Origin of the sequence: Bradyrhizobium altum (genome assembly GCF_020889705.1) — a bacterium.
Classification (GTDB): Bacteria; Pseudomonadota; Alphaproteobacteria; order Rhizobiales; family Xanthobacteraceae; genus Bradyrhizobium; species Bradyrhizobium altum.
Map to the genome: position 1 here is coordinate 19,744 of NZ_JACMYP010000010.1, position 25,362 is coordinate 45,105.

Annotated in this window: 27 protein-coding genes and 1 pseudogene; 14 read left to right on the plus strand and 14 right to left on the minus strand. The window is 61.4% G+C overall.

All coding sequences use genetic code 11. The features are described 5' to 3' along the window. Positions 1 to 88 precede the first annotated feature (88 nt). Positions 89 to 1,774, plus strand: coding sequence for an HWE histidine kinase domain-containing protein (locus H8B02_RS05170; protein ID WP_376711598.1), 1,686 nt, complete (start codon positions 89 to 91; stop codon positions 1,772 to 1,774). A 119-nt stretch (positions 1,775 to 1,893) separates the two neighbouring features. Here H8B02_RS05170 and H8B02_RS05175 read toward each other — a convergent pair whose 3' ends face one another. The 8 genes from H8B02_RS05175 to H8B02_RS05210 all read right to left on the minus strand — a co-directional run bounded on the left by H8B02_RS05175 (position 1,894) and on the right by H8B02_RS05210 (position 8,618). Then, positions 1,894 to 2,433 (minus strand): DUF4142 domain-containing protein, encoded by a 540-nt coding sequence (locus tag H8B02_RS05175; RefSeq protein ID WP_229165171.1) that lies wholly within the window; start codon positions 2,431 to 2,433, stop codon positions 1,894 to 1,896. Positions 2,434 to 2,528: 95 nt separating this feature from the next. Beyond that, positions 2,529 to 3,932, minus strand: a complete 1,404-nt coding sequence (locus tag H8B02_RS05180) for a TAXI family TRAP transporter solute-binding subunit (RefSeq protein ID WP_229165172.1) — start codon at positions 3,930 to 3,932, stop codon at positions 2,529 to 2,531. Positions 3,933 to 4,291: 359 nt separating this feature from the next. After that, positions 4,292 to 4,465, minus strand: coding sequence for a hypothetical protein (locus H8B02_RS05185; RefSeq protein ID WP_229165173.1), 174 nt, complete (start codon positions 4,463 to 4,465; stop codon positions 4,292 to 4,294). Positions 4,466 to 4,928: 463 nt separating this feature from the next. Then, the gene (locus H8B02_RS05190) at positions 4,929 to 5,108 is read right to left on the minus strand and encodes a hypothetical protein (RefSeq protein ID WP_229165174.1); all 180 of its coding nucleotides are present in this window, start codon (positions 5,106 to 5,108) and stop codon (positions 4,929 to 4,931) included. A 160-nt stretch (positions 5,109 to 5,268) separates the two neighbouring features. After that, entirely contained in the window at positions 5,269 to 5,625 is a 357-nt protein-coding gene (locus tag H8B02_RS05195) for a hypothetical protein (protein WP_229165175.1), read from the minus strand. Between the two features lie 872 nt (positions 5,626 to 6,497). Next, complete coding sequence (locus H8B02_RS05200) at positions 6,498 to 6,833, minus strand: FAD-dependent oxidoreductase (protein ID WP_229165176.1); 336 nt, start codon at positions 6,831 to 6,833, stop codon at positions 6,498 to 6,500. Between the two features lie 412 nt (positions 6,834 to 7,245). Then, entirely contained in the window at positions 7,246 to 8,259 is a 1,014-nt protein-coding gene (locus tag H8B02_RS48395; RefSeq protein ID WP_229165177.1) for an FAD-dependent monooxygenase, read from the minus strand. Positions 8,260 to 8,303: 44 nt separating this feature from the next. After that, positions 8,304 to 8,618 carry an NAD(P)H-binding protein gene (locus H8B02_RS05210; RefSeq protein ID WP_229165178.1) on the minus strand — a complete coding sequence of 105 codons (315 nt, stop codon included), beginning with the start codon at positions 8,616 to 8,618 and terminating at the stop codon, positions 8,304 to 8,306. A 217-nt stretch (positions 8,619 to 8,835) separates the two neighbouring features. On the opposite strand from H8B02_RS05210, the gene H8B02_RS05215 reads away from it, so the two are divergent. Then, entirely contained in the window at positions 8,836 to 9,159 is a 324-nt protein-coding gene (locus tag H8B02_RS05215) for an antibiotic biosynthesis monooxygenase family protein (RefSeq protein ID WP_229165179.1), read from the plus strand. A gap of 247 nt (positions 9,160 to 9,406) precedes the next feature. Here the strand turns inward: H8B02_RS05215 and H8B02_RS47935 are convergent, their stop codons facing one another. Both H8B02_RS47935 and H8B02_RS05220 read right to left on the minus strand, forming a co-directional pair. Next, positions 9,407 to 9,529 carry a hypothetical protein gene (locus H8B02_RS47935; RefSeq protein ID WP_283842142.1) on the minus strand — a complete coding sequence of 41 codons (123 nt, stop codon included), beginning with the start codon at positions 9,527 to 9,529 and terminating at the stop codon, positions 9,407 to 9,409. Positions 9,530 to 9,628: 99 nt separating this feature from the next. Then, on the minus strand, positions 9,629 to 9,835 hold the full coding sequence (locus H8B02_RS05220; protein ID WP_229165232.1) for a hypothetical protein: 207 nt from the start codon (positions 9,833 to 9,835) through the stop codon (positions 9,629 to 9,631). 199 nt (positions 9,836 to 10,034) lie between these two features. On the opposite strand from H8B02_RS05220, the gene H8B02_RS05225 reads away from it, so the two are divergent. Then, positions 10,035 to 10,298 carry a hypothetical protein gene (locus H8B02_RS05225; protein WP_229165180.1) on the plus strand — a complete coding sequence of 88 codons (264 nt, stop codon included), beginning with the start codon at positions 10,035 to 10,037 and terminating at the stop codon, positions 10,296 to 10,298. Positions 10,299 to 10,368: 70 nt separating this feature from the next. Further along, a complete protein-coding gene (locus tag H8B02_RS05230; protein ID WP_229165233.1) occupies positions 10,369 to 11,658 on the plus strand; it encodes a c-type cytochrome in 1,290 nt (429 codons plus the stop codon). Between the two features lie 35 nt (positions 11,659 to 11,693). On the opposite strand, the gene H8B02_RS05235 is transcribed toward H8B02_RS05230, so the two are convergent. Next, a complete protein-coding gene (locus H8B02_RS05235; protein ID WP_229165181.1) occupies positions 11,694 to 13,664 on the minus strand; it encodes a 4Fe-4S binding protein in 1,971 nt (656 codons plus the stop codon). Between the two features lie 136 nt (positions 13,665 to 13,800). Here H8B02_RS05235 and H8B02_RS05240 point away from each other — a divergent pair, with 136 nt between their 5' ends. The 10 genes from H8B02_RS05240 to H8B02_RS05285 all read left to right on the plus strand — a co-directional run bounded on the left by H8B02_RS05240 (position 13,801) and on the right by H8B02_RS05285 (position 22,953). Continuing rightward, entirely contained in the window at positions 13,801 to 14,565 is a 765-nt protein-coding gene (locus H8B02_RS05240; RefSeq protein WP_229165182.1) for a biotin/lipoate--protein ligase family protein, read from the plus strand. 8 nt (positions 14,566 to 14,573) lie between these two features. Further along, entirely contained in the window at positions 14,574 to 15,056 is a 483-nt protein-coding gene (locus tag H8B02_RS05245) for a DUF6505 family protein (protein ID WP_229165183.1), read from the plus strand. Continuing rightward, complete coding sequence (locus H8B02_RS05250) at positions 15,049 to 16,056, plus strand: DUF6352 family protein (RefSeq protein WP_229165184.1); 1,008 nt, start codon at positions 15,049 to 15,051, stop codon at positions 16,054 to 16,056. The genes H8B02_RS05245 and H8B02_RS05250 overlap by 8 nt, the downstream gene beginning before the upstream one ends. Further along, positions 16,053 to 16,565 carry a DUF3305 domain-containing protein gene (locus H8B02_RS05255; RefSeq protein WP_229165185.1) on the plus strand — a complete coding sequence of 171 codons (513 nt, stop codon included), beginning with the start codon at positions 16,053 to 16,055 and terminating at the stop codon, positions 16,563 to 16,565. Before H8B02_RS05250 ends, H8B02_RS05255 begins: the two co-directional genes overlap by 4 nt. Beyond that, positions 16,562 to 17,170 carry a DUF3306 domain-containing protein gene (locus H8B02_RS05260; protein WP_229165186.1) on the plus strand — a complete coding sequence of 203 codons (609 nt, stop codon included), beginning with the start codon at positions 16,562 to 16,564 and terminating at the stop codon, positions 17,168 to 17,170. The genes H8B02_RS05255 and H8B02_RS05260 overlap by 4 nt, the downstream gene beginning before the upstream one ends. Positions 17,171 to 17,303: 133 nt before the next feature. Then, the gene (locus tag H8B02_RS05265) at positions 17,304 to 18,095 is read left to right on the plus strand and encodes a molecular chaperone TorD family protein (RefSeq protein ID WP_229165187.1); all 792 of its coding nucleotides are present in this window, start codon (positions 17,304 to 17,306) and stop codon (positions 18,093 to 18,095) included. Positions 18,096 to 18,125: 30 nt separating this feature from the next. Then, entirely contained in the window at positions 18,126 to 18,335 is a 210-nt protein-coding gene (locus H8B02_RS05270) for a twin-arginine translocation signal domain-containing protein (protein ID WP_229165188.1), read from the plus strand. A gap of 11 nt (positions 18,336 to 18,346) precedes the next feature. After that, a complete protein-coding gene (locus H8B02_RS05275) occupies positions 18,347 to 21,295 on the plus strand; it encodes a formate dehydrogenase subunit alpha (RefSeq protein ID WP_229165189.1) in 2,949 nt (982 codons plus the stop codon). 12 nt (positions 21,296 to 21,307) lie between these two features. Further along, positions 21,308 to 21,904, plus strand: a complete 597-nt coding sequence (gene fdh3B / locus H8B02_RS05280; protein ID WP_229165190.1) for a formate dehydrogenase FDH3 subunit beta — start codon at positions 21,308 to 21,310, stop codon at positions 21,902 to 21,904. A 41-nt stretch (positions 21,905 to 21,945) separates the two neighbouring features. Next, positions 21,946 to 22,953, plus strand: a complete 1,008-nt coding sequence (locus tag H8B02_RS05285) for a formate dehydrogenase subunit gamma (protein ID WP_229165191.1) — start codon at positions 21,946 to 21,948, stop codon at positions 22,951 to 22,953. A 37-nt stretch (positions 22,954 to 22,990) separates the two neighbouring features. Here H8B02_RS05285 and H8B02_RS05290 read toward each other — a convergent pair whose 3' ends face one another. The 3 genes and pseudogenes from H8B02_RS05290 to H8B02_RS05300 form a co-directional block, all read right to left on the minus strand. Continuing rightward, positions 22,991 to 23,194, minus strand: a complete 204-nt coding sequence (locus H8B02_RS05290; RefSeq protein WP_229165192.1) for a hypothetical protein — start codon at positions 23,192 to 23,194, stop codon at positions 22,991 to 22,993. An 892-nt stretch (positions 23,195 to 24,086) separates the two neighbouring features. After that, positions 24,087 to 24,447 (minus strand): annotated as a pseudogene (locus tag H8B02_RS48810) (adenylate/guanylate cyclase domain-containing protein); the annotation flags it as partial. Between the two features lie 637 nt (positions 24,448 to 25,084). After that, complete coding sequence (locus H8B02_RS05300) at positions 25,085 to 25,285, minus strand: DUF3606 domain-containing protein (RefSeq protein WP_229165193.1); 201 nt, start codon at positions 25,283 to 25,285, stop codon at positions 25,085 to 25,087. Between the last annotated feature and the right edge of the window lie 77 nt (positions 25,286 to 25,362).

Consider the following 25,362-nt stretch of genomic DNA (forward strand, 5'->3'; position numbering starts at 1 on the left):
GATCGTGTGCGGGTCCGTGCGCGTGGCTAAAGGTTGAAGAACTTCGGAAAACGGCACTTGCATCAAAACGGTTCGCTGCTCGATGCAGGTGAAACCGGCAGATGACCACGACGATCATGGGTCGGGTACCGCGGTGGTTTTGTTCATAGAGGGCGAGGCGGTCGACCTCGCCATCGAAGGATCTTTCCCGAAGAACGGCGCCGCCAGCGAAACCGTCGCTCGGCTGCGCGAGGAGCTTCAGCAGACCCAGGCGCAGCTGCGGACAACCCGGGAGGAATCCGATGGCGCCAACGAGGAATTGCGCGCGGCCAACGAGGAACTGCAATCCATCAACGAGGAATATCGGTCCACATCGGAAGAGCTGGAGACCAGCAAGGAAGAGTTGCAATCGATCAACGAAGAATTGCAGACCGTCAACAGCGAGCTCAAGCTGAAGCTGGAGGCCGTATCGCGCGCGCACAGTGACCTCCAGAACCTGATGGCGGCAACCGATTTCGGAGCACTGTTTCTCGGCTCGAGCCTGCGCATCAAGCGTTTCACGCGGCAGGTAACTGAGTTGTTCAGCATCACGCCGAGCGATGAAGGCCGCCCGATCTCGGACTTCGCGCATCAGTTGGAATACGAGAGCCTGGTCAGTGACGCGCGTGCGGTGATCAGCAACCTTGCTCCTATCCAGCATGAAATCCGCAGCCGCGACGAGCGCTGGTATGTCGTCCGCCTGCGCCCGTATCGAACCGTCGACGACAAGATCGACGGTGTCGTGCTCACCTTCGTGGACACGACGGATCGCCGTCACGCGGAAGATGCCCTCAAGGTCAGCGAGCGTCGGCTTTACCAGCAGACGCAACTCGTCGATCTCTCGCGGGATCCAATTTTCACCTGGGATTTCGACGGCACCATCATCGAGTGGAACCGCGGAAGCGAACAGCTTTACGGCTATAGCCGCGATGAGGCGATTGGAAAACGAAAGGACCTGCTGCTGGGCACGATCGTTCCCGGGAGCTCGTTCGCCGAGTTGCGGACCAAGTTGCTCGGCGAAGGCCATTGGAACGGCGAACTGAACGACAGAACCAAGGACGGCCGGCAGTTGATCATTGAAAGCCGCATCATCCTCGAAACAATCGACGGTCGACGGCTTGCCCTGGAAAGCACACGCGATGTGACCGAACGCAAGGCGTGGGACGAGCAACAAAAATTGCTGCTTGGCGAATTGACGCACCGCGTCAAGAATACCCTGACGGTTGTCCAGTCGATCGCGCATCAGACCCGGCGCTACAGCAAATCGTACGATGAATTCACCGATCGACTGGATGGCCGCCTTACCGCGTTATCCAAGGCCCATTCACTGCTGGTGGACTCCGACTGGAAGGGGGCCGATCTCGCATCATTGGCTCGCACGCAACTTGAACCCTATATTGCTGACAATCCTAGCCGGGTTAGGATCGCAGACGAACCGGTCTCTTTGCCTTCCGATTTGGCTACGCCGTTCGGATTGGTCTTCCATGAACTGGCCACCAATGCCACCAAGTGCGGCGCATTCTCACGGCAAGCTGGTATCGTGGATCTGAGCTGGACGTTGCACAAGCGGGATAAGGATCGGTTACTGACGTTGGTTTGGCGTGAAAGCGGTGGTCCGCCGATTGCGGTCTCGAATGTTACCGGTTTCGGAACGATATTGATCGAGAGGGCGATTCCCAACGCTATGGTCCGCCGTGAATTCGGCTCTGACGGAATGGTCTGCACGATCGATGTGCCCCTCCCGAAGACTAGCTGACCAATCCCTCAGGCGCTCTGAGTTTGACGCGCCGTTACTCGGTATCGTTTCCGTTTGGGTCACAAGCAAAGCAACGGGGTAACGGCAGGCGTCCGACCGCCGATCGTTTGCTTCGCGGACTATTTGCGGTTCTTGTCGAGCGCCTGGGCCATTTCGAGGTGATGCTGAAGGTGCGGCAAAGTCTTGCCGGCCCAATCCTTGAGCTTAGGATTCTCGCCGCCTTTGGCGTAGCGCTCAAAGAGAGAGACGGCATCCTTATGTGCGCTGACCTGCATCGGATCATACTCCGAAGCGAAGTCCTCGGCCTTGGTATCATTCAACTTGTCGACTTTCCTCTGCGAGGAGTTGTCGAGCGCAGTCGGAAGCTCAGCCTTCACGTCGCCACCTGTGACGAGCGCCTTCAACTCCGAGCTCGTCTTGGTATGATCCGTGACCATCTGCTCGGCAAATTTCTTTTCATCCCTATTGCCCTTGGCCAGCGCAATCTTGGCGGCCGCAATCTCGGTCATGTCGCTGATGGCTGCTTCTTTCACGAAGTCCTCGGTCTTCGGCGTGATGCCGAGCGCCGAATTGACGCCGGTCTTTTCGCTGGCCGATTGCGCCAACGTTGCGTTCGAAAGCAGGCAGAGGCCCGCGGCGATAGCGGCAATACTTTTCATGATTCACTCCCGGCTGCGCCCGGCAAGGCGCCAGGTCATTCGCTCACCTAACGGTGAACGAAGAAGCCGGTTCCAATAGCGCCCTTTGTGAGTGGCTATCGCCGGGAGGCGAGGGTTGGCCCTTGTGTCCCCGCTTGATCGGAGGGACCGCTCTGCAGCGCCGCTCGCCTTTCGGCGACGGCATGATCGAACAGTTCGAGGACCAGACCGAGTGCGGCCATGTCCTCCTGTTCAATAGCTCCATCATCGTAGCACTTGAGGCTTTGGCCGATGATCGCATCGACTTCGCGTTGGCATGTCAGCAGGTCCTTTTCGGAACGAGCTTCTCGAACGTCCGACACCACGGCAAGAATCTGGTTGCGATGGCTGGTGTAGTCGTCCCGTTCGTCCCGGTTCAGATAGCGACGCAGCCAGGCGGCGGCCGAACCGATACCGGAAAGAAGAAGCAAGGCGAACCAGAAGTAGTCACTGTACTTGTCCAGAAAGGTACGCTCGGTGCCGTTGATGACCGCTGCAGCGCCTCGGTGCACGGACGGCTCCGCCTCCTTCTCCGTCTCGGGCTTCGTGATATGTGCGGCGCCGGCGACACGTTGCGTGATCGTGTCGCGCACCGCGAAAAGCTGACGGTAGAAGGCCGCCGCCTTGGCTTCGGACAGTTCTTTTCTGCCCAGGATGAGATGGTTGACGCTGATGGTGTCGACCTTGTCCTCCGGCCAGGCCGGGTTGGCGTTGAAGACGCTGCCGGGGATCTCCTCGGCTTCGTATCGGGGGTGCCTCAGGGCGATGGCCTCGGACGCTTCGACCGGAAGAAACTTCGGCGCTCCGCGCGATCGGGAAGTCGCGGCAATGGCCGTGGCCGTGATCTTGCTGTCGAGTGGACCGACGGCGAGATACGCGTCGAGTGTGGTGTCTTGAGCAAGCTTTTCGATCTCTTCGGTCCCGAATTGAGCCGTGGCGACCTTGTCGGGCTGCACGCCTGAGCCCTCTAGAATTGCCCGCAGGAGCGCGACGTTGGCGCCGGTGCTTCCGATGATGCCGACCTTATGCCCCGCCAGATCGGCGATCTCTGCGATCTTGGCCCCTGCCTTTTTCTTGGAATCCTTGCCGGGTCGGCCGGAGGGCGACCACAGGACGACGTAATTTTTACGCAGGATGGCGAGCGTCTGCGCGTCGGCTGGCATGGCAAGATCGCCCCGGCCGACCGCCAGGTCGGTTTTGCCGGCGCCCATGAGGGCGAGGGCTTCGGCCGCTCCTGCGGTCGTGATCGGCGAGATCCTGACCGTCCTGCTTTCCTCGTCGAAGGCCTCGGCCATCGCCTGGACCACCTGGTGGTCCTCGCTACCTGAGGGTCCAACGGCGATCCGCAGGGTCTCGGGTTGCAGGACGTAAAAGAGGGCCGCCGCTGCAACGCCGAAGGTTACGAATCCCAAAGCTAACACGATCAGGAGCCTTCGTTGGCGTCGATCGGGAGCACTTCTGACTGCATCGGGCGGTGGCATCAGCGGACTCTCCGTGAACAAGCGTCGCCTGGGAGCGCAAGAGCGTCGCCGGAAGCTTGGCGAACCGGCGCCAGGCCGGAATGTTCCGCCGCATGCAAGGACGTCGTTGGTGGGCAGGAACCTTGCCAGCACTCGAGGGTTCTCGATGCTGCCGCATGTAGACATGGACAAGCTTCTATTGACGGCTGCGATGGCGGCGATGATCAGGTGAAGCCGTCGATGAGAGAGCCCGAACGCGGCTTGCCTTTGATCGGCACGACCCGTTTTCCGGCGGAGGGTGGTGAGCAAAAAGTCTCGGCTGGCCGCGACGAAAAAAGGCCGCGCTTCCTCGCGGCCTCCATTATGCAGTTGGTCCTGTCTCACCAATGATGACGATGCCAGCGATGCCGAACGACCGGGCGAACGACCGGATAGGATCCGCCGTAATAGGCATAGGCAGGGCGCACGACGCGGCGGTAGCGATAGCCGTAGGACACGGGTGCCGCATAGTAGGTCGTGGTGTTAGCCGCCGCCCCAGCGATACGGCTCGTCATAGCCGTAGATGCGTCTCCGGCTCAGGATCGCGCGCTATTCCATCCTGCTGGCTCGCAAAGCTGGCGACGCTCGCAGCGGCATGCTGTTCTAGCCGTCCCAGAAAAATACGCCGCCGGTCTCAGAAATATGTGCCCGGCGGCGTTCATTCCAAAACCTGGGCCCTGAAAATTCCCAAGCGCGGGCAAACGTCAGTGCCTGCGCCAGAGTTGCTATTTTTTTAAGGGGCTTGCCGGTTCACGCCCGGCGGCTTTTTCCTTGCGGCTTGATGCACCGTCCCTCTAGGCTGACTGTCATTGCCGGGTGGGCTGACGCCACGTCAGGAACAACTGGCAACTCCCGGGGGTTCGCTTTAATGCTTCCGTGGTTTCAGTTGCCCAACCCCGACTGCGGGAGATTGAAGTGGCGGCCCTGGCGCTCCCCGCGCTGGGGTCGTTTCTCTGTAGCGGTCGCTCTTTTCCAGGCCTATGACCGGCGGCGTCGATGCGCATCGAGCGTACGCGGCAACTCGTTGATGATCTGGGTGAGCGCCCACGCAAGGCCAGCGCCGATCATGGCCGCCAAGTAGCCGTTCGGTGTCCAGCGCCAATGTATGTTCGACGCGATCACCGCGAAGATCACGAGCGATTGGAACAGGTGCCACATGGCGGCATCCTATCCCGGTTCGCCGAAGCTGTTGACCTTGGCGATCAGCGCGACCGCAGCAGCCAATGGCGTGAGCAGCACCAGCGAGGCAATCCCGAACACCAGGAAAGCGATCGTCATAGCCGCACCTACTGTGTGCAAGGTGTGTGCACATCGAAATTCAGTAAGTCGTTCGGAGGTTTGATTTTTGAGGTAAGTATTTGATTTTGCTTGGTGAGCGCGGTGGGACTCGAACCCACGACCCCATGATTAAAAGAAATGGGCCAATGGCGATTTCCTCAACAATTACAAATGCTCGGGCAAGCCTTCTTCGGTAGTAGCATTCAGTAGACCGCGCCGGCGAGAGCCAGGCAGGAAGCAGGTAGACGACCTGGGCCGGCACAAAATAGCACAGCCTGGCGGCCCGCCGGGCACTCTGGAAAGCGGCGTCCAAAGCGGCAGGCGGATGGAAGCTGGAACCGCCTGTCAATAGTGGTTCAATAGTGAAACGCCCTTCGTTCGCGTAGCGTTCGATCATCGTTCTGACCTCCGCAATCGCAAAACATTCGATTTTTCTTCGTTATCGGGGCTTGTTTGCTCGTTTACACCGAGAGGGTCGGGACTTCGAATCTCTCCTCGCCGCTTCGCGCCAAGTCGCGCGCATTCAACCGAACTTCAAGAGCAAACAGGCCGCGATGTCCTGCATGATCAAGTCGATGGCTATCGCGACGTCGGAAGGAAATTCCGAATCGAAGGCCTCGAGTCGTCCGAAATCCTTACTTGATGCTGTGGCCGAGCCGTAGCGACGGGATGAGCGCGCCGCTTAAGGAGGGCACTTCTATAGAGGCGCTCTTGCAAGAGGCCTTCCTATCGCCCTACGACCTTCGTGATGGGGGGCAAGGTCATTATCAGTGGCGCGCGCAGGACGGATCTGAGCGCGCGCTCTTCCAGGCGCTCGCGAGGTTGAAGGTGGCAGTCCGTCACCATCTGCCGCGTCATTCTCACGGAACGCCGCGGGCGGCCTTGGCCGAGCACCGAAAGTGTATTTGGCCTCAATAACCCATGGTTGGTAGGCCGCTTCGGCCTCGGCGTAATAGCGATTCTGGGTTGCCGAACACTGCTGGAGGCGATGCAGACGTAAGGGATATTTGTACCGACGCCTCAGCCTTCAGAACCCTCCAAATCGAGCACAACCCGATGCCAGGCGTCCGACCTGCCAAGAGTTCTCACACGGCCTGGGCCAGGAACCGACATGCTGCACTGGTCATTCGACACTGAATGACAGCTCAGTGAACGCACGACTCGATCAGATTGAAGCGCGGCGGCGCGGTTAACCGCGATCATACGGGGCCGCTTCGGTCAGGAGCTGTCGATATTCCTTTTCGGTCCGTTCCCGGTCCATCTAGGAGGTCACCGGCAGGCGCTCGTTGCTTTTTCGACATCGTAGTCGTAAAGCGACTTGCGGAACGTCGCAGGGTTCGCGATCTCGAGGTCGCGCTGTGCCAAGCTCTCGTACTTCGAGTCGTACCGCAGGCCGTTCTGCCGGGCTTCGGCCTGGACGACGTCAGTCCGCACGCGGCGCACCCGCTCATAACGAGGCAAGATGCCGGGAACATCGGCGGGGCCGCAGCCTTCAAGCAGCACCGCGAGTGCGACGCCATCCTCGATGGCCTGATTGGCGCCCTGGCCGAGATGGGGGAGCATCGCGTGCGCCGCGTCGCCCAGGAGTGCGAGCCGGTCCAGCACGCGAGCGGCTGGCGATCGTAGAGGCCCCACCAGTAACACGTCTCGACCTTCTTGAGCAGGCCGGTGACGCGCGGATCCCACCTCCCTTGAAACGAAGCGGCGAGTTCATCGCAATCGCCCGGTGCGGACCAGGACTCTACGGTCTCGCTGCTGGTCGGAACGAAGCCGACGTAACTGAGCAAGCGGCCGCTGCACACGGGATACACCATGAAGTGCTTGCCGTCGCCCATCCACACCTGGTGCGCCTCGTCCCGCCACTGCGGCAGTTTTTCGCGCCCGATGAGGCCGCGATAGGCGCGCACACCCGAATATTCCGGCGGCTGCGGTGCGACGACATATTTCTGCAGCACGGACCGGATGCCGTCGGCCGCGATGACGACATCGGCTTCCGCGGTCGCCCCGTTCGCGAACGTCAACCGCGCCACGGCGTCGGTCTGTTCGAAGCCTGTGCAGCGATGATCGACGCGCACCACACCTGGCGACAGCGCCCGCGCAAGCACCTCCACAGATCGGCTCGGTGCATGCCGTACATGCCGTTCCAGCCGCTAGAGTCGGTAGTGAGGATCGGGCCGACCACCGTGCCGTCCATCCGGTAATATTGCGAGCCGGGGCCGACCTTCGCGCCGACCGCCGCGAGCGCCGCACCGAACCCCATGCGTTCCAGCTGCCTCAGGCTGTTGGGGTAGATGAAGACACCGGCGCCGACTTCGCCCAGCGCCTTCGCCTGCTCGTAGACTGTGACGTCGACGCCGCGCTGGCGTAGCGCGTTGGCCGTGGCGAGGCCGCCGATGCCGCCGCCGACGATGGCGGCGCGCAGGCCGGTCGATCGGTTGGTGGTGTTCATGGGATCGCGTCTCTTCTCGTTCGAAGCAAGTCTTCGAAAACGGCCATAAGCTGCTGTTAGTCTTCGATCGAAAATCCTGACGCCTTGACGATCGGCCCCCAGTGTTCGAAGTCGGCGTGCTGAATCTGTTTGAGTTCTTCCGATGTTGTCCCGGTTGGCTCGCAGCCCATCGCACGAATCTTTGCGCGCATTTCGGGATCGCTGCCGATCGCAATGATCTCCTTCGTCAAGCGCTGAACGAGCTTGCCGGAGAGACGAGCCGGCGCATAGAAGGCGTACCATCCGGACGCGTCGACATTGATCCCACATGTCGTCAAACGACAGGTCGTCGGGGCCGAGCACCGGCAGATCCTCATTGCCCGACCAGCTCCGGTCGATCAGCAGGCGCGCGGCTGCGTCCGCCATATCGCGGGTGGCTGTGTGAGGTAGCTTCTTGTCGGGGTCGATCGGACCGAACAACTGGCCGGCGCGGATCGCATCGAGCTGCATCAGAGTATTTTCCATGAAACTGGGCATGGCGATGCCGCGAACAGCAGCGTTCGTCGCGCGAAATAGATCAACCATTCGAACCGAGGCAGTCACCAGCCCGGCCTGGTCCTCCCACTGCGTGCCGCGCCCGAGCCCGGTCACTGCGACGACATGCGAGGTCCCGTGGCGCGCGACCGCGTCTGCCGCCGGCCGAGTAAAGCCCGAATGCTCTCCTCCATCGTCGAACGAGGTGAAGGCGGCACACACCAGAAGAGCGCGTCCGCACCATCGAGCGCTCGGTCGATCGTCTCTGCATCTCCATGCGAGCCTTCGATCACCTCGACGCGTTCACGGACGTTTGCCGCCAGTTTTGCGGGGTCGCGAAGGATGACGCGAACTGCCTGTCCGGCCTCGAGAAGAGCGCTGACAACTTTGCTGCCAATCTGGCCATTAGGTGTGGTGACGACGATCATGGGGATCTCCGATAGGTTTGCTGCCGATCGAGCCGGCGGAAAAGTCTTCTAGGATCTGTTGCTGCTTCATGTTGCTCCTCCAAGATGGCCGGATGCGGATGAGTGATGAACGGCTTGAACCGTTACTATGCTCAGGAGTTCAATTTTCATAGAATGAGCATTCGCGAGGGGGCTCGTGAGGGGGGCCTTAGCCATTTACGATGGGAGTGGCTTCATCATGACCCACATACAAACGGGTAATCGGATAGTCACGCAGATCACCGTGATCGAGGCAGAGCCGAAAAAGCAGAATGAGGCGCTCTCGTTGATGGTCGATCGAGCACGATTCATGGCTCGCCAGCCGGGCTTTGTTTCAACCAGCTTGCATCGAAGTCTCGATGGTCGGCGCATCGTCAACTACATCCAATGGCAAAGCCGCGAGCTGCTGGAGTCTGCCCACCAATCGCCCGACTTTCGCAAGGAGTGGGTCAAGTTTGATCACTTGACCGATCAAATCGATCCGCACCTCTATGAAGTTGTCGAAGTCCTGGACGCAGACTAACTCTTCGCATTTGGATCAGATTCTGCACGCAGGCTATGCCGGTTGCTTCCTGGATCTGGGCGCGGATTGAGACCTGACTTCTCGAGGAGGACGGTTCTTGGCAGCTTTGGATGCCCTTCTTGACGCGTGATCAGCGCCCCAACACCGCAACCGATCATTCTCGCCGCCATTCAACCGCGTCCCATTCTATGGAGAAAGTACCCGAGCAACAGGCGGGCGGTCCCGGCGCAGCTAGCGGCCGGCGATCTTACAGACGCACACCGGTTGTAGAAAACGCCTGGTCAACGGGCTCCTGCACCTGATCCAGGATCGCCATTGCTGCGATTGCGATCACGACGGCAGCAGCGCAGCCGAGCAGAAAAGCCTTCATCGCAAACTCCATCATTTACACGCTGCACGCATCTTACGATGCGGCTTGCAGGCAGCAACTGTGACGAACGATTTGAAGTTCGCCTTGTACCTGCCGGCTCTAAGGGCCCTTAAAAGCCGGGTCGATCGAAAATGCATCGCCCATCAACCCCAAAGAGTGAAGGTCGGCGCTGTACATGTCCACTTCCAGTATGGCGAGGAGCAGTGCGAGCACAATGACCGTAAGGATAAGGAGAGGCGAGGCTTCTCCCGCCGACAGATTTGGGGCGATCATGGACACGCGCGCGGCGCGTAGCCACGAGATCATCTGCAGCAATGGCCTCGATCGCCCCTGCATGCCGTCTTCCTTTGACGTGACGAGCAAAGACGTAACAAACCAAAGCTAGGACTCGCGCTGTCGGCATTCAAGGGAATAGTGCCGACGATGGACGAACTGACGCAGTGCCAGCTGAGGAACGGATATCGATACTCCTCGTTGAGGCTGGGCTTCAAAGGAGGATTTCGCCGTGAAGGCACTGGCATCCATCCTATGTCTGGCGGCGGTCGCGAGCTTCGAAAGCGCGCTGGCCCAGCCCGGACCGACAGAGGCGCCTGCCGCACAGACCCGTCCCGAAGAGAAGGGCCAACCACAGCCACAGGGTTGGACCGGCCCGATCAATACGGGTTCGGGCGGCGCCCCCGCCGAAAGTCCGCAAGGCCAGAGCCCGCCCGGGATGCAGGCGGCGCCCGAGGGCTCGTCCAAGAAAGTCGTGGCACCGGAGAAGAAGTAAACGGGGTGCCGCGGGGATTTATTTCGTGCATTCTTGAAGGCATGGACGTGACCATGGCCGGCAAAGATTGATGGGATGGGCTTCGTGTGCCCGGGCTGCCGCGGCCTTCCTGGCGGTTGTTGCTGCATCCGCGGTGGATGCGCAACTCGCGGGTCACGGCGGCGCCGTCCGAGCGCTCGCCGTTTCGGCTGACGGCGACAGCTTGTTGTCGGGTAGCTTCGACACGTCCGCCATCCGCTGGTCGCTGGGGACGGAGACGGCGGTTGAGGTGCTGCGGTATCATGCGGATGCCGTCAACGCCGTTGCGTTCTTGAAGGACGGTCGCATGATCACCGCTGGTGCCGACGCCCGGATTGCGGTGTGGACGACCGGCCGGCAGCAGCCCGATCAGGTCCTGGAGGGCCATACCGGTCCCGTCGTGGCACTCGCCGTGGCGCCGGACGGATCGACGCTCGCCTCGGCCTCTTGGGACCGCAGCGTGCGACTCTGGTCCTTGGCCGATGGCGCCTCCCGGGTGTTCGAAGGTCACGCGCAGAACGTGAATGGTGTCGCCTTCGCGCCGGACGGCAGATCGCTCGTGAGCGTCGGCTATGATCGTGCGTTGCGCATCTGGCGCTTGTCGGAGGGCCAACCCCAAACGGTGGCATTGCCGGCGCCATTGAACGCCGTTGTCGTCGCGTCCGATGGCGAGATCGTCGCGGCAGGGGCGGACGGCAAGCTGCGCCTGCTGACGACAGACGGAAAGCCGGCGGGCGAGGTGGCCGCCGGCTCGGCGCCGATCGTCGCCCTGGCGCTGTCCGATGACGGGGAGTTGATTGCTGCCGCAGGCATCGGCGGCACGGTCGCCATAGTCGAGCGCAAGTCGCGGAGTGTGTTGCAGACTCTGGTGGGGCCCGGCTTCCCGATCTGGTCGGTCGTGTTCCTGCATGATGCAGCAACGCTCGTGACCGGAGGTGCGGATGGAAAGATCCGCCGCTGGAATGCGCAGAGCGGTGAGCCGATCGGCTCGAACCTGTTCGGGACGCCAGCGGATCCGCTGGCCGCCTATGCGGGCGATCATGGCGCCGACGTCTTTCGCGCCTGCGTTGCCTGCCACGCGCTGTCGGCGAAGGAAGCGCAGCGTGCGGGGCCAACGCTAGCCGGATTGTTCGGCCGGAAGATCGCCTCGCTCCCCGGCTATCGGTTTTCCGAGGCCCTCAAGACGATGGATATCGTCTGGACAGCCGAGACGATCGCAAAGCTATTTGAACTAGGACCAAACGCCTACACGCCGGGAACGAAGATGCCGGAGCAGCGCATCGGCTCGGCGGAGGACCGCCGCGCATTGACCGACTTCCTGGCCCGGGCGACCTCGCAATAGGGGAGGACCCCAACGCTAATGAGGGACGTTCGCGCTCAGGTCTTGCTGTCCGGCCGGTGCAAATAATCCTCGGTGGTGCGGGGCGGCGCGCGTTCCGGCACGCCCTCGAACGGATCGAACTGTTGTTCGCTCATCACGATCACGCGGCAATCCGCGCACATCCTGATGGCGTCGAGGCGTTTGTCGCCCGCTGGATACATCCAGTGCCGGCCCTCGAGCTTGGCCGCGATCCGGTCAATCGTGCTCTTCACGCCGAACGCCGTGCCGCAGCGGATGCAAAGCGCAGGCTCTTCCTCCTTGATCACGACAGCGGCCGCGCGGCCGGCGTGGAAATCGATCTGGGGCTTCAGCGTGATGACCTTCTCGGGACAGGTGCTCTGGCACAGGCCGCATTGCACGCAGGCGTCTTCGACGAATTTGAGCACCGGGCGCTCGGGATCGTCGCGGAGCGCCCCGGTCGGGCAGACGGAAACGCAGGACAGGCACAGCGTGCATCCAGCGGTATCAACGTTCACTGCGCCAATCGGAGCGCCCTGAGGTAGGGCAATGACGTCGACCGGTTTCGGCGCGAGGCGATGCAGTTCGCTCAACGCGAAGCGAAGCAGGTCGCGCCGCTTGCCGACGGTCTTGAACGTGGCAGGCGTCTTCACCGCAGTGAATTGCCCGATGCCCTTCAGTTGCTCCAGCAGTGCATCGGGATCATCCGTTTCCATCGTCGCGACCCGGCGCCCGTCAAACCCGAGGCCAGAAAGGATGGCCTCTGCCATGCCGACCGTCTGCGCGAGGCCGGTCACGTCGTGCCGCGGCTTGCCGCGGAGCAAGAACCGGAACGCGGCCGCTCCGTAGGCAAAGGCGCCGATGACAGCCTCGAGTCCGACCTGCGTCACTTCGTTGACGGCCAGCGGGATGACCTCGGCGGGCAGACCGTCCCCGTGCCTCGCAAGCACGTCGATCAAAGGTGTGCCGTGCTGGCCATCGTGCAGCAACAGGATGGGGTTCGATCCACCCGCCTGATGATAGGCGAGCAGCATGGCGCGGATGGTGTGAAGCTGGATGTCCGCAGGCGGCAACGCGTAGGACGCCGCGCCCGTCGGGCAGGCGGCGGCGCATTGGCCGCAGCCGGCGCAAATCTCGGCGTTGATGGCGACGTGATTGCCGGCCGGCGTGATCGCACTCGTGGGACATAGATCGAGACAGCGATGGCAGCCGGTCAGATTCGAGCGCGAATGGGCGCAAAGGTCGGGCGTGAACTCGATATATCTGGGCTTGTCGAAACGTCCGACGAGATCCCGCGCGCTCAGCACGGTGCGCAGCACGGCGCTCGGGTCCTTGGGATCAGCTCGCAGATAGCCATCGCGCAGATCATGTGCCGGGAACAGTGGTCTTTCTCCCGATAGGTCAAGGACGATGTCGCAGTGCGAGGTGACCCCGCTGCGGGGATTTTCAAAGAGGTAGTGATCGCGCGAGGACGGGCGTGGGCGGGCGTAATCGTCGATCGTGAGCTCGAAAGCGCTAAAATGTCCTCTGGCGGTACGGATCGTTCCCTTCACGACCGGGAAGGGAGTTGCCACAGGCGCGGCGATCTCGCCGAACTCCCTCAGCATCACCGTCACATCGAGATGATCCGAAAGCAGCCGTCCGGCTTCGATCGCCGCCTCATCCCGGCCATAGATCAGGATGACTCCGTCGCTCTCAAGCGTGACCAGCGGATAATCCGGCGCCTGCACGGCGCTCGCTGCGAGCAGCGCCGCCATTTTCGGGCCAGCTTGTGCGCCTTCGGTCGACCAGCCTGCCGTCTCGCGAATGTTTGCGAAAGCGATCGGCGCGGCACCCCCGCCGGCTTCCGCCTCAAACAAGGATTGCTGATAAGTGCAGGCAACGGTCAGCTGGCCTTCCGTCTTTGCGGCTGCGTGAAACTGGTCGAGCTCTGGCCCGCACAGGTGATGAAAGCTCTTGATGTCGCTATTGCCGCATCCGCGCTTGATCGCGGCCGCATCAAGCCGCATCGTGTCTTCACACGAGCAAATCAGGATGGTCTTCGCTGGCTGCTCCAGGTTCATCCCTCCCGAGAAGACGACGAATGGCGGGCTCGCGCCGATCCTTTGCCTCGTGTAGATATTGTCAATCGGGAAAAAGGGGAAAGTGGAGGACGGCCTGCGGTCGATCCCAACCAGCCACGTTGCCACGGCGCAACCAATCCGATTGCCGCCACCCTTCACCTTGGTCCGGTTGCGCGAGAGCGGAGATGCGTTTGCCCATGCATGCCGCATTGCACCCGAAAGCGGTGCCGGCACGCTGGTCTACGTCGGGCGGTTCGACCTCGCCGAGTTCGCGGTGGTGCTGGAGCCGGCCGAGCCGCTGATCACCGCGCGCCGCGCCTTCTACGCCGGCATGGTTGCCCTGACGGACGCCCCGCGCGCCTGTGCGCCGCTGGCCAAGGAGGTCGCGGTCGGTTGGCCGGATGCGGTGCGCGTCGACCGAGGGCTGATTGGAGGGGGGCGGCTGGGCTGGCCCGCATCCGCTGATGAGGACGAGCCGCCCGACTGGCTCGTATTCGGCGCCATGATCCGGACAGTCATGATGACCGATGATCCCGGCCTTCGTCCTCTGGCCTCCGCCTTGGATGCGGAGGGGTTTGGCGAGGCCGGCGCCGCAGAGGTGACCGAGAGCTTTGCGCGGCACCTAATGCGGGCGATCGACAGCTGGCAGGTCGATGGATTTGACAGCGTCGCGCGCGACTATCTCAGCCGCATCCCCCGCGAGCGGCAAACGGTTCGACGCATCGATGATCGCGGAAATCTGCTCACGCGCCGCATCGGCAGGGACACGACTGCACAGGCAGACCTTGTTCAGGCGCTCGCCACGCCATCCTGGCTCGATCCTGATCTTGGAGGGCCAAGGCGGTGAAAAAGGCGGTGAAACTTCTGCGCACCATCGCGCTCGATGCTTCAGACACCTTCGTGTTCGACGCGCCGGCAGTATCGGGCGAATGGGCCGTCTCCGGCGCCTTCCGCTTCTGCGACCAGGATCCGGCGAAGCTGAGCGGAAAGGCGCGCGCCGCCTTCCGTAGCGGCTTCCTCGGCGTGCAATCCTGGGGATGGTCGACGTTGACGCAGATTGTTCCGGCGAGCGAAGACGATTGCCAGACGCTGATCGAGCTCCTAGCCAGGCAACTCGTTGATCGGTTCGGCGCACCGGACATGGCAGTCGCGCGGATTGCTGCAGAAGAGGAAGTCGCCTTTGCGCAGTCGCTCTGCACGCACCCGATCAGTTCGCTCATTGCGGTTCACCGTTCGGCGCGCGATGGCGAGGTCCACGAGGCCTTCCGCAAGCTGCAACTGCGCGAAGGGCAGGGGCATGGCAAGGCGTTCTCGTTCATGGAAGTCGAGGATGAATGATTTCTGGATCGCATGTGGACATCATCTGCTCGATCGCGACGAGAGCGGGGGGCTTCGTGTTACCGACGAATTCTTGAAGGCTTATTTTGCTCGTCCCGAGCTGATGCCGCCGAAGGACGCGTGCCTGGTCGAACAAAGACTGCATCGCGGGATGCTTGCCGATCCGCGCCAGGCGGTCGGTGCGGATGAGGTCACTGCGATCGCCGATGAGGACGCGCGGGAGAACTGGCGCTTCGTGCTGGGGTTTCGCGATCTCATGTTGCGGCACCCAACGCTCGAAGCTGCGTATCTCGCGGCCGTACGCTCGCGATCAAACGACCTGCCGCCGCTGTTCATCAATCAGCTCGTGCAGGTGATCCTGCGCAACGCTCTTGATGGCAACGACGATCCCTCCGTGCTGCGTGCCGCCGAGCTGTTCTTCCGACCGCAGCGGATCCTTCCGCACGAACAGGCCTTGCTGCTTGGCGATGAAGAGGTCGTCGGTGGTCGCAGCCCGACGCCCATCTTGTCGTTGAACTCGATGCTGGATACCAAGACGGACGCCCAGCTCGATGTATTGAGCGAAGAAAACGCCGAGACCTATTGGGAACGCAGCGACCGGTTCGATATGGCCCTCGATCTGTCCACAGGTGCGCGAGGGCCTCGCGCACTGGCGCAGGTGATGACGCGCTGGGTTTCCCATCTGCTCGGGATCGATGTCGCCATTGAGCCGTTGACGGAACTACGCGAGGTGAGCCTGAGCTGGTATATTGGACTGGACGCTGACGCCACCAGGATGGGCGATCGGCTTTGGCACGGCGACGAGCTTGACGAGCACAGCGCAGGGCGAGTGCTTTCGCTGTTTCGCCTGACCTTTGCGGATCCTGGCCTCGCCGGGGGGACCTTGCGGGGCGAGCCGGTCTATCTGATCCTGGCGATGACAGCCGATCAGAAGCTCCGCATGAAACCGCAGAATCTGTTGACGGGACTGCCGATCAAGCGCCTGGAAGCCATCTCATGAGCTCCGCCCTGCCAATCCTGCGTATCCCCGTCGGCATCGTCGTCGAACGGCGCGAGGCGGATTCGCCCTGGGTGGATTTCATCTGGCGGAGCGCCGCCGCGTTGCCTGACGAACCGGACACGGAGGCCTGGACAATCCTGCGCGAGCAGGACGGCACGACCTTGTTCTATGCCGGCAGCGCAACGGTTGATTTGTACGTGTCGGAAACCGCGCGTTATCGTGACAATCTCGCCTCCGGCATACCGAGCATCTGGGTGGTCTTGAGCCCATCCGAGGGGGCTTGGCCTTATGCGGTCGCCGCGGCGACCGCTGATCCTGCGGAAGGAGAGGGGTTTACCGAGGCCGCTGACAATCTGGTTGAAGCCGTGCCGATGCCAGAGGTGGTGCGCGAGGTGATTGAAAGCTTCATCGCCGAACACCACGTCGAGAGAGAGTTCGTCAAACGCGAGCGAAGGCGCGCCGATCCCGAGGCCCTGGCGCGTCGGCAGCATGAAAGCGGGCAAGAATGACTGAGGAAGAATTCCTTGCGCGCTGGTCGCGCCACAAGCGCGAGGCAAAGTCGAGCATTCCGGCTCCGCAAACGGCCAAGCCTGCCAGCGAGACCCCAGCGCCATGCACGGAGGTCGAGGTCGCCCCCGAAGTCGATCTTGCGAGCCTGCCGTCCATCGATTCAATCACGGCCATGACGGACATCACCGTATTCCTGCGCGAAGGTATTCCGCGGGAATTGACCCGCGCAGCGCTTCGCAGCGCCTGGACGGCCGATCCGGCGATCCGCGATTTTGTTGGTCTGGCCGAGAACGCCTGGGATTTCAACGATCCGAACGCCATGCCGGGGTTCGGACCGCTCGATTGCTCGCAGGCTGAGCTGGCCGCCTGGGTCGACCGGATTGTCGGTGGCCTGCGTAACGCGGCAGAGGCACAGCCTGACACGCCGACGCAGTTGCCGGAGTTCTCGGACGTTCCGAACACGGATGTGGTGCACTCTGCTATGCGTACAGAGAAGCCTGATCAAGCGGACCACACGGAGATCGCGACTTCCGTTGCACCGCAACCGACCACGGAAGCGGATGCAGTTCGGCGCTGCACACACGGCGGTGCCCTGCCTCGCTAATGTTGCGACCAAAGGCTATAGCCTCAAGCTATGGGTCGGCGATTGACCATCTGCGGAACCAGGTCTACGCTTCGTTAGCGCTTTGTTGCGCAAGCAAAATCAGTCACTCGGGTCTCAGGCAACAGAGGTCCTTATGCGTGACGCCGGGCTTGATCGCGCCATTGACGCCGCAGGCGGCGTGGCTCAGCTTGCGCGCAAGATCCGCATCAGCCAGCCCTCGGTTTCGAACTGGAGCAAGGTACCCGCTCAGCGGGTGATTGCGGTGGAAGCGGCAACGGGTGTTCCCCGCGCCGAACTGCGGCCTGATCTCTATCCTGATCACCATCACGAGCGCACGGTATCGCCAGAGAGCATCGATCCGATCGATGTCGCGCGAGCGCAGGAATATGCCCTTCTCGCCGCCTTGCTCGCGGTTGCACCGTCCAAGAGCTTGCTCGATCTGCTTGCAGGCTTGAGCGGAGATGGGACGCCGCTTGGACAGGCTCACGCCGCCTTGGCGGAAGCCGCGATGCGCACGATCGCAGGTCAAGTCGAGCGCGAATATTTTGACCTGTTCGTCGGTCTCGGCCGCGGTGAGTTGCTGCCTTACGAGTCCTATTATTTGACCGGCTTCCTCAACGAACGGCCGCTGTCACGCTTGAGGGCCGATCTCGCTGCGCTCGGCATCGAGCGCGCCGCGAACAGTTCTGAGCCTGAGGATCATGCCGCCATGCTCTGCGAGGTCATGGCAGGAATGGTTGGCGGCCGCTTGGAAGCGTCGTTCGAGGCGCAGCGCGCCTTGTTCGACAAACACATCTCGCCATGGATGGGACGTCTGTTCGCCGACTTGGAGCAGGCGGCAAGTGCAAAATTCTATCGTGTGGTTGGCACCCTCGGCCGCCTGTTTATCGAAATCGAGATGCAAGGATTCACCTTCGCCAATTGACCACCCACACGTTGGTTCGGGAGAGATGCGATGAGCGATGAAAAGAAAGCGACCGTCGGACGCCGCGACTTCCTCCGCAAGGTTGGCATCGGCACGGTGGGCGCTGGCGCCACGCTGGCGACGCCACTCGTCGGCTCCGCTGAGGCCGACAGCGAGAACAACGATGAGAAGCGCAAGGCGCGCTACAAGGAATCCGATCACGTGAAGGCTTACTACCGCGTCAACCGCTATCCCGCCTGAGGGAGGCTGCCGTGCTTATCAAGCGCACACATCAGCATTCCGGATCCGACCGCCGCGGCTCTTTCGCAGACGTCCTCGCGAGCCAGACCAGTGGTCTCGATCGCCGCACCTTCCTGCGCCGGTCCGGTCTTGCGGGTGGCGCACTCGCGGCACTCGGCACCATGCCGGTTTTCGGCGTGCGCAAGGCGGATGCGGCCATGGCGGGTCCGCTGACCGCCGGCGCCACCGTCAAGAAAAGCATCTGTACGCATTGTTCGGTCGGATGCACCGTGACCGCGGAAGTGTTGAACGGAGTCTGGATCGGACAGGAGCCGAGCTGGGATTCCCCCATCAATCGTGGATCTCATTGCGCAAAAGGTGCTTCCGTACGCGAGCTGGTGCATAGCGAGCGGCGTTTGCGCTATCCGATGAAGCTCGTGAACGGGCAATGGACGCGCGTCTCGTGGGACACGGCGATCAACGAGATCGGCGACAAGATCTTCGAGATTCGCGAAAAATCGGGACCCGATTCCGTTTATTGGCTCGGATCGGCCAAAATGACCAACGAAGGCGCCTATCTGTTCCGCAAGCTCGGGGCGTTCTGGGGCACCAACAACACCGACCACCAGGCACGCATCTGCCATTCGACCACCGTCACCGGCGTCGCCAATACCTGGGGCTACGGCGCGATGACCAACAGCTACAACGATATTCGCAATGCCAAGACCCAGATGATCATGGGCGGCAATCCGGCCGAGGCGCATCCGGTGTCGTTGCAGCATCTGCTCGAGGGCAAGGAGCTGCAAAAGGCCAACTTCATCGTCATCGACCCGCGCATGACGCGCACCGCGGCGCACGCGACGGAATATGTGCGGATGCGTCCGGGCACCGACATCCCGGTGCTCTACGGCATGATGTGGCACATCCTCCAGAACGGCTGGGAGGACAAGGAATTCATCCGACAGCGCGTCTACGGCTTCGACGATCTCCGCAAGGAAGTGGCGAAATGGAATCCGGAAGAGGTCGAGCGCGTCACCGGCATTCCCGGCGAACAGCTCAAGCGGGTCGCCAAGATGTTCGCCACCGAGAAGCCGGCAACCCTGATCTGGGCCATGGGCCAGACCCAGAAGACCGTCGGCACCGCCAATGTGCGGGCGAGCTGTATCCTGCTGCTCTTGACCGGCAATGTCGGCGGACCGGGCATGGGCGCCAACATCTTCCGCGGCCACGACAATGTGCAGGGCGCGACCGACGTTGGCCTCGATATCGTGACGTTGCCGTTCTACTACGGCCTTGCCGAAGGTGCGTGGAAGCACTGGTCGCGGGTTTGGGAGGTAGACTATGACTTCCTGAAGTCGCGCTTCGACTCCAAGCAGATTATGGAAACCCCCGGCATTCCGTTGACCCGCTGGTTCGAGGCAGTGACGTTGCCCAAGGATCAGGTCGCGCAGAAAGACAATGTGAAGGCGGTGTTCGTGCAGGGACACGCCTCCAACAGCATCACCCGCATTCCTGAATCCCTCAATGGTCTGAAGGCGCTTGAGCTGCTCGTCATTGCCGACCCGCATCCAACGACCTGGGCCTCGCTCTCCGTCGAGGCGGGCCGCAAGGATGGCGTCTACATTCTGCCGGTCGCCACGCAATTCGAATGCAAGGGGTCGCGCGTTGCCTCCAACCGCTCGCTGCAATGGGGCGAGCAGATCGTGAAGCCAATCTTCGAATCGAAGGACGATCTCGAGATCATCTATCTGATGGCGAAGAAGTGCGGCTTCGCCGACCAGATGTTCAAGAACATCAAGGTCGAGAACAATCTGCCTGAGGCAGAAGATGTGCTGCGCGAGATGAACCGCGGCAGCTGGTCGACCGGCTATTGCGGGCAATCGCCCGAGCGCCTCAAGGCGCACATGAAGAACCAGGCGAAGTTCGACATGCTGACGATGCGGGCGCCGAAGGACGATCCCGAGGTCGGCGGCGACTATTACGGCCTGCCTTGGCCATGCTGGGGATCACCGGACGTCAAGCATCCCGGCACGCCGCTACTCTACAACACCAATCTGCACGTGATGGATGGCGGTGGCACATTCCGGCCGCGGTTCGGCATCGAGCGCGAGGAGAAGCTGCCGGACGGCACGACGCGAAAGGTGAGCCTGCTCGCGGATGGCTCGTACTCGTTAGGGTCGGGAATTCAGGACGGCTACCCGGAGTTCACGCTGGCGAGCCTGAAGAAGCTCGGCTGGGACGCCGAGCTCACCGAAGTGGAAAAGGCCGTGATCAACAAGATCAATCCCGCCAATCCGGACACGGTGTCGTGGGCGCTCGACCTGTCGGGAGGCATCCAGCGCGTGGCGCTGGCGCATGGCTGTGTTCCCTACGGCAACGGCAAGGCGCGCATGAATGCCTTCGGTTTGCCCGATCCGATTCCTGTTCACCGCGAGCCGATCTACACGCCGCGCGTCGACCTCGTCGCCAAATATCCGACGCTGCCCGACGCCAAGCAGTTCCGGATGCCCAATATCGGGTTTTCCGTGCAGAAGGCAGCCGTGGAGAAGGGGATTGCCAAACAGTTTCCGCTCATCCTCTCGTCGGGCCGTCTGGTCGAGTATGAGGGCGGCGGCGAGGAGACGCGTACCAATCCGTGGCTTGCCGAGCTGCAGCAGGACATGTTCATCGAGATCAATCCCGCCGATGCTGCCGATCGCGGCGTCAAGGACGGCGGCTGGGTCTGGGTCACGGGTGCCGAAAACAATTCCAGGGCGAGGATGAAAGCGCTCGTCACCGAGCGCGTCGGCAAGGGCGTCGCCTGGATGCCCTTCCATTTCGGCGGCTGGCTGGGGGGCAAGGATCTTCGCGGCGCCTACCCGAAGGGTACCGATCCAATCGTTCTCGGCGAAAGCGCCAACACGATCACTACGTACGGATACGATCCCGCGACGGGCATGCAGGAGCCCAAGGTCACTCTTTGCCAGATCGCGGCGGCATAGGGAGCAACGACGATGGCACGTATGAAATTTCTCTGCGACGCCGACCGTTGCATCGAATGCAACGCCTGCGTCACGGCCTGCAAGAACGAGCATGAGGTACCCTGGGGCATCAACAGGCGCCGGGTCGTCACCATCAATGACGGCAAGCCCGGTGAGCGCTCGGTCACGATGGCCTGCATGCATTGCACGGACGCGCCCTGTGCGGCCGTGTGTCCGGTGAACTGCTTCTACACCACCGCCGATGGCGTGGTGCTGCACTCCAAAGATCTCTGCATCGGTTGCGGCTATTGCTTCTACGCCTGTCCGTTCGGAGCGCCGCAATATCCCAAAGTTGGAAACTTCGGCTCGCGCGGCAAGATGGACAAATGCACCTACTGCGCCGGTGGCCCTGAGGCCGACGGCAGCAAGGAGGAATACGAGAAGTACGGTGCGAACCGGCTCGCCGAGGGCAAGCTGCCACTCTGTGCCGAGATGTGCTCGACCAAGTCACTGCTCGCCGGTGACGGCGAGATCATCGCCCAGATCTACAAGGAACGCGTGATGAAACGCGGCTACGGCTCGGGTGCCTGGGGTTGGAAGACCGCCTATCGCGAGTCGATTGAATCCTGATGGAGGCCGCCGTCACGTGGCGTAAATGCCGGGAGGAGTTCATGTCGTCATTTGGAAGGGTCATTCGCCTCGCTATCGGTGGGTGGGCATTGCTTCTGTTGATCACGGCGGCACCGGCACCGTCACTGGCCCAGCAGATCAACCCGACCGCGAGTTCGGTCAACGAGCGGCAGTTGCTGCAGGAGGCGGACCGGATCCAGGGCCGCGTCAGCATCCCCGACCAGCGTTCCAGCGTGCTTATGCAGCCGGCTGGCCGTGAGTGGCGTGAATTCCGCAACGTTGTGCTCCGCTGGATCGGTGGCGTCGCTATCGTCGGCATGATGGCGGTTCTCGTGATCTTCTATCTCACCCGTGGCATGGTCCGTCTGGAGAGCGGACGATCCGGCCGTACGATCGTGCGCTTCGACACTTTTGAGCGTTTCGTGCACTGGATGACAGCGACCTGCTTCATCATTTTGGCGATCTCCGGACTGAATATCACCTTCGGTCGGCCGGTGCTGCTGCCGCTGATCGGCTTCGAGGCCTTCTCGGAGTGGTCGCAATGGGCCAAATATGCCCACAACTATCTGAGCTTCCCGTTCACCATCGGCGTCGTCCTGATCTTCCTGATGTGGATCGGCGGCAATATCCCGAACAAGGTGGATGTTGCCTGGATCAGGCGGGGAGGGGGCATTGTCGGCCATGATCATCCGCCGGCCTATCGCTTCAATGCCGGCCAGAAGATGATCTATTGGATCGTCGTGATCGGCGGCGGCCTGGTTGCCGTTACGGGATACCAGCTGATGTTCCCGTTCTATGTCACTGGGATCGAGGGAATGCAGCTGGCCCAGATCGTCCACTCCGTAGTGGCCGTGCTGTTCGTCGCGACGATGATCGCGCACATCTATATCGGTACGATTGGAATGGAAGGTGCGTTCGAGGCCATGGGCTCAGGTGAGGTCGACGTCAACTGGGCGCGCGAACACCACAGCCTCTGGCTCGATCAGCAGATGGCGCGAACGGGAACGGGCGGTAGCCAGCCACAACCCGCAAAGGCGGCAGCCGAGTGAGACGGTGAGACAGATCATTCGAAGCGGATGGTCTGCTTCACTGTGCCGGCTCTCTCGCAAATACGACAGAGCGGTCCTGGATATCCTGATCGGGCAATTTACTTGCCTGGCCTGTCTGCAATTCTTGAATAGATGGCATACCGCTCCGTCCAAAATGGAGGAGTGCGTGCGATCTCAGTACGCCGGTGGCTGTACCGACGAGAAGCAAGGTCGCAATGAGCGAGAGCATGAGGCGTTTCATGCGCATCTCCATCTGCCATTTCCACCCGGTACGACGGATACACGTAGATTGTCTTGCCGGATGTGAGCCACTTCACAGCCACAGTCGCTGAATCGACCCGCCCCGCGAGGCCGCGGTACGAAGCGAGGCAACGAGATGAGCTCGATCGATCTCGCGCCAACACGCTCCGCAAGCTCTATTGAGATTCAGGTTGCGATCTCGATGAAAGCTAAATCGGCGTTCGCGCGGCAGATAAAGCGCTGCCGGCGGCCGCTTAGGCCCGGCCTCTGGGTAGATCGTCTAGGCTGCAGCGTGGCTAAGAGAGCCTGTTTTGGAAGCCGCCACGGATCACATAGGTGCGGCATGAACGCGCAATTTATACTCACATTGCTGGATGAGTATAACCGATCCGCTTTCCCGACTTGAGGGCCCTGATGCATCCTGTGCGAGTGACGTGTGCACCCTCGCTCTCATGCGTGCCGTGGGCACTGATAATCCGAAGAAGCGATTTCCTCTTCCAATTCATGCATATATGGTCCTAGACAATTCATGCATATAGCTTAGATCGCAAGTTTGCCACAGCCCCATGATGGATTGGAGCGAGAGTTCAAATTCCACAATGGGTTAGAAGTCGGCGTGTGCACGACGTGTGCACCGGGAGATCAAGAAAAATCTGTTTGAGGCCAGCGTCAGCGTTCGTCCCCGGAAGTTGATTGATGTCCAGGGAAGCGTGAACGGCCCTGAGAGTGAAGCGGCGGAGCAGGGATCATCACCGAGCTTTGAACCGCCTCAGCAGAGCTTGGCGTTCGAAGAGACTCAAGAAATACGGTGAACGCGAAAGGTGGTGTTGGGAGTTTGAGTGACTCCAGTGGCTCTTTCACGCGGAGATGTGCGAAGTTGTCAATTACGAAACAGAAGATGAGATGCAGATGCCGTCGGGGACTGCAATGCTTTCAAGACGCGCAGCGATATTGACGCCCTCTCCGAATATGTCGTGGGGCTCGACGATTACGTCGCCGATATTGACGCCCACGCGGAAGGCGATATGGGCGTCTTCCGGATCGGCAGCCGTCAGTTCGTGGATGCGGGATTGAAACCGCAATGCCGCTCGAACACTCTGCCAAGAACCCGTCTCCGGTGTTCTTCACGACACGGCCGCCGTGATCGGCAATAGCGGGCTCAACGTCACTTGCGAGAAGTTTGCTCAGCTTGGCGTGCGTAGCCTCTTCGTCATAGTGCATGAGCCGCGAATAACCGGCGACATCGGCGGCCATTATGGCCGACAGCCTTCTTTCCGACCTGGCTTCTCCTGCACCATGGCCCCGCGATCCAAGCTATGCCGATTGTACGACGGACAAGCCGTCCCGCCAACGGTCTTGGCGAAGGTGCCCGCGAGGCCGCCGATCAGCTATCGGCCCGAACGGGCGGTACCAACTCTAGGAACAGTCGATGTTCACCGGGCGTTAGCGCTCAAGCAGGAAGTCCGCTTGGTGTCTGTGACCGACCCAAGGAGGCTTGCCGCATGACTGACGAAAGCTCTGATGCACCTACTGCCACACCCGAGGAGCGAATAGACCGAGCTTCGGAAGCGGTCCGGCGGATGGCCCAAGACGACGCGTTGCAACATTTCCCACAGCATGATCGGTGGCTGCACTATTTGAGTGAAACGACCCGGGCAGTTCCGCTTCAGTCGCTTGCTGTCGCATTCTTTCTTGGTGCGTTCCTAGCTCGTCGGTAGCCCGAATATTCCGGTTGCTCGATGACTTTGCTCACGTCAGGTTCATCTATCCCATCCGCCCGATTGCACCGCAAGGCATGCCAGCGCTGCACTGACAGCCATGCGCCTCTGCCGTCCAAGGTAAATGCGGATGGTTTTCGCTGACCCAACCTAGGCCGAAGCAGATTGGACAATTAGGCTTGGTCATTCGTTTTGTCGGGAAGGCCTAGTTCCTTGCGGACCGCGGCGGCGGAGTTGCCGACCTTCTCGACCGCCTTCTGAAGGTCATCCTTCGAGACGCCAAGCGCACGGGTCCAGTACTTAACCTCGTGTGGTTCGTGCATGTTGATCTTCGAGCGGTCAGGCTGAAGGCGGTTCGTAAGATTGTCTGGCATGCCTCTTATCCCAGAATAAAAAGTTGCGGCCGGGTGTCTTGGTCCAAAGATCAGGCTATGGCCGGGCGGTTTGAAAA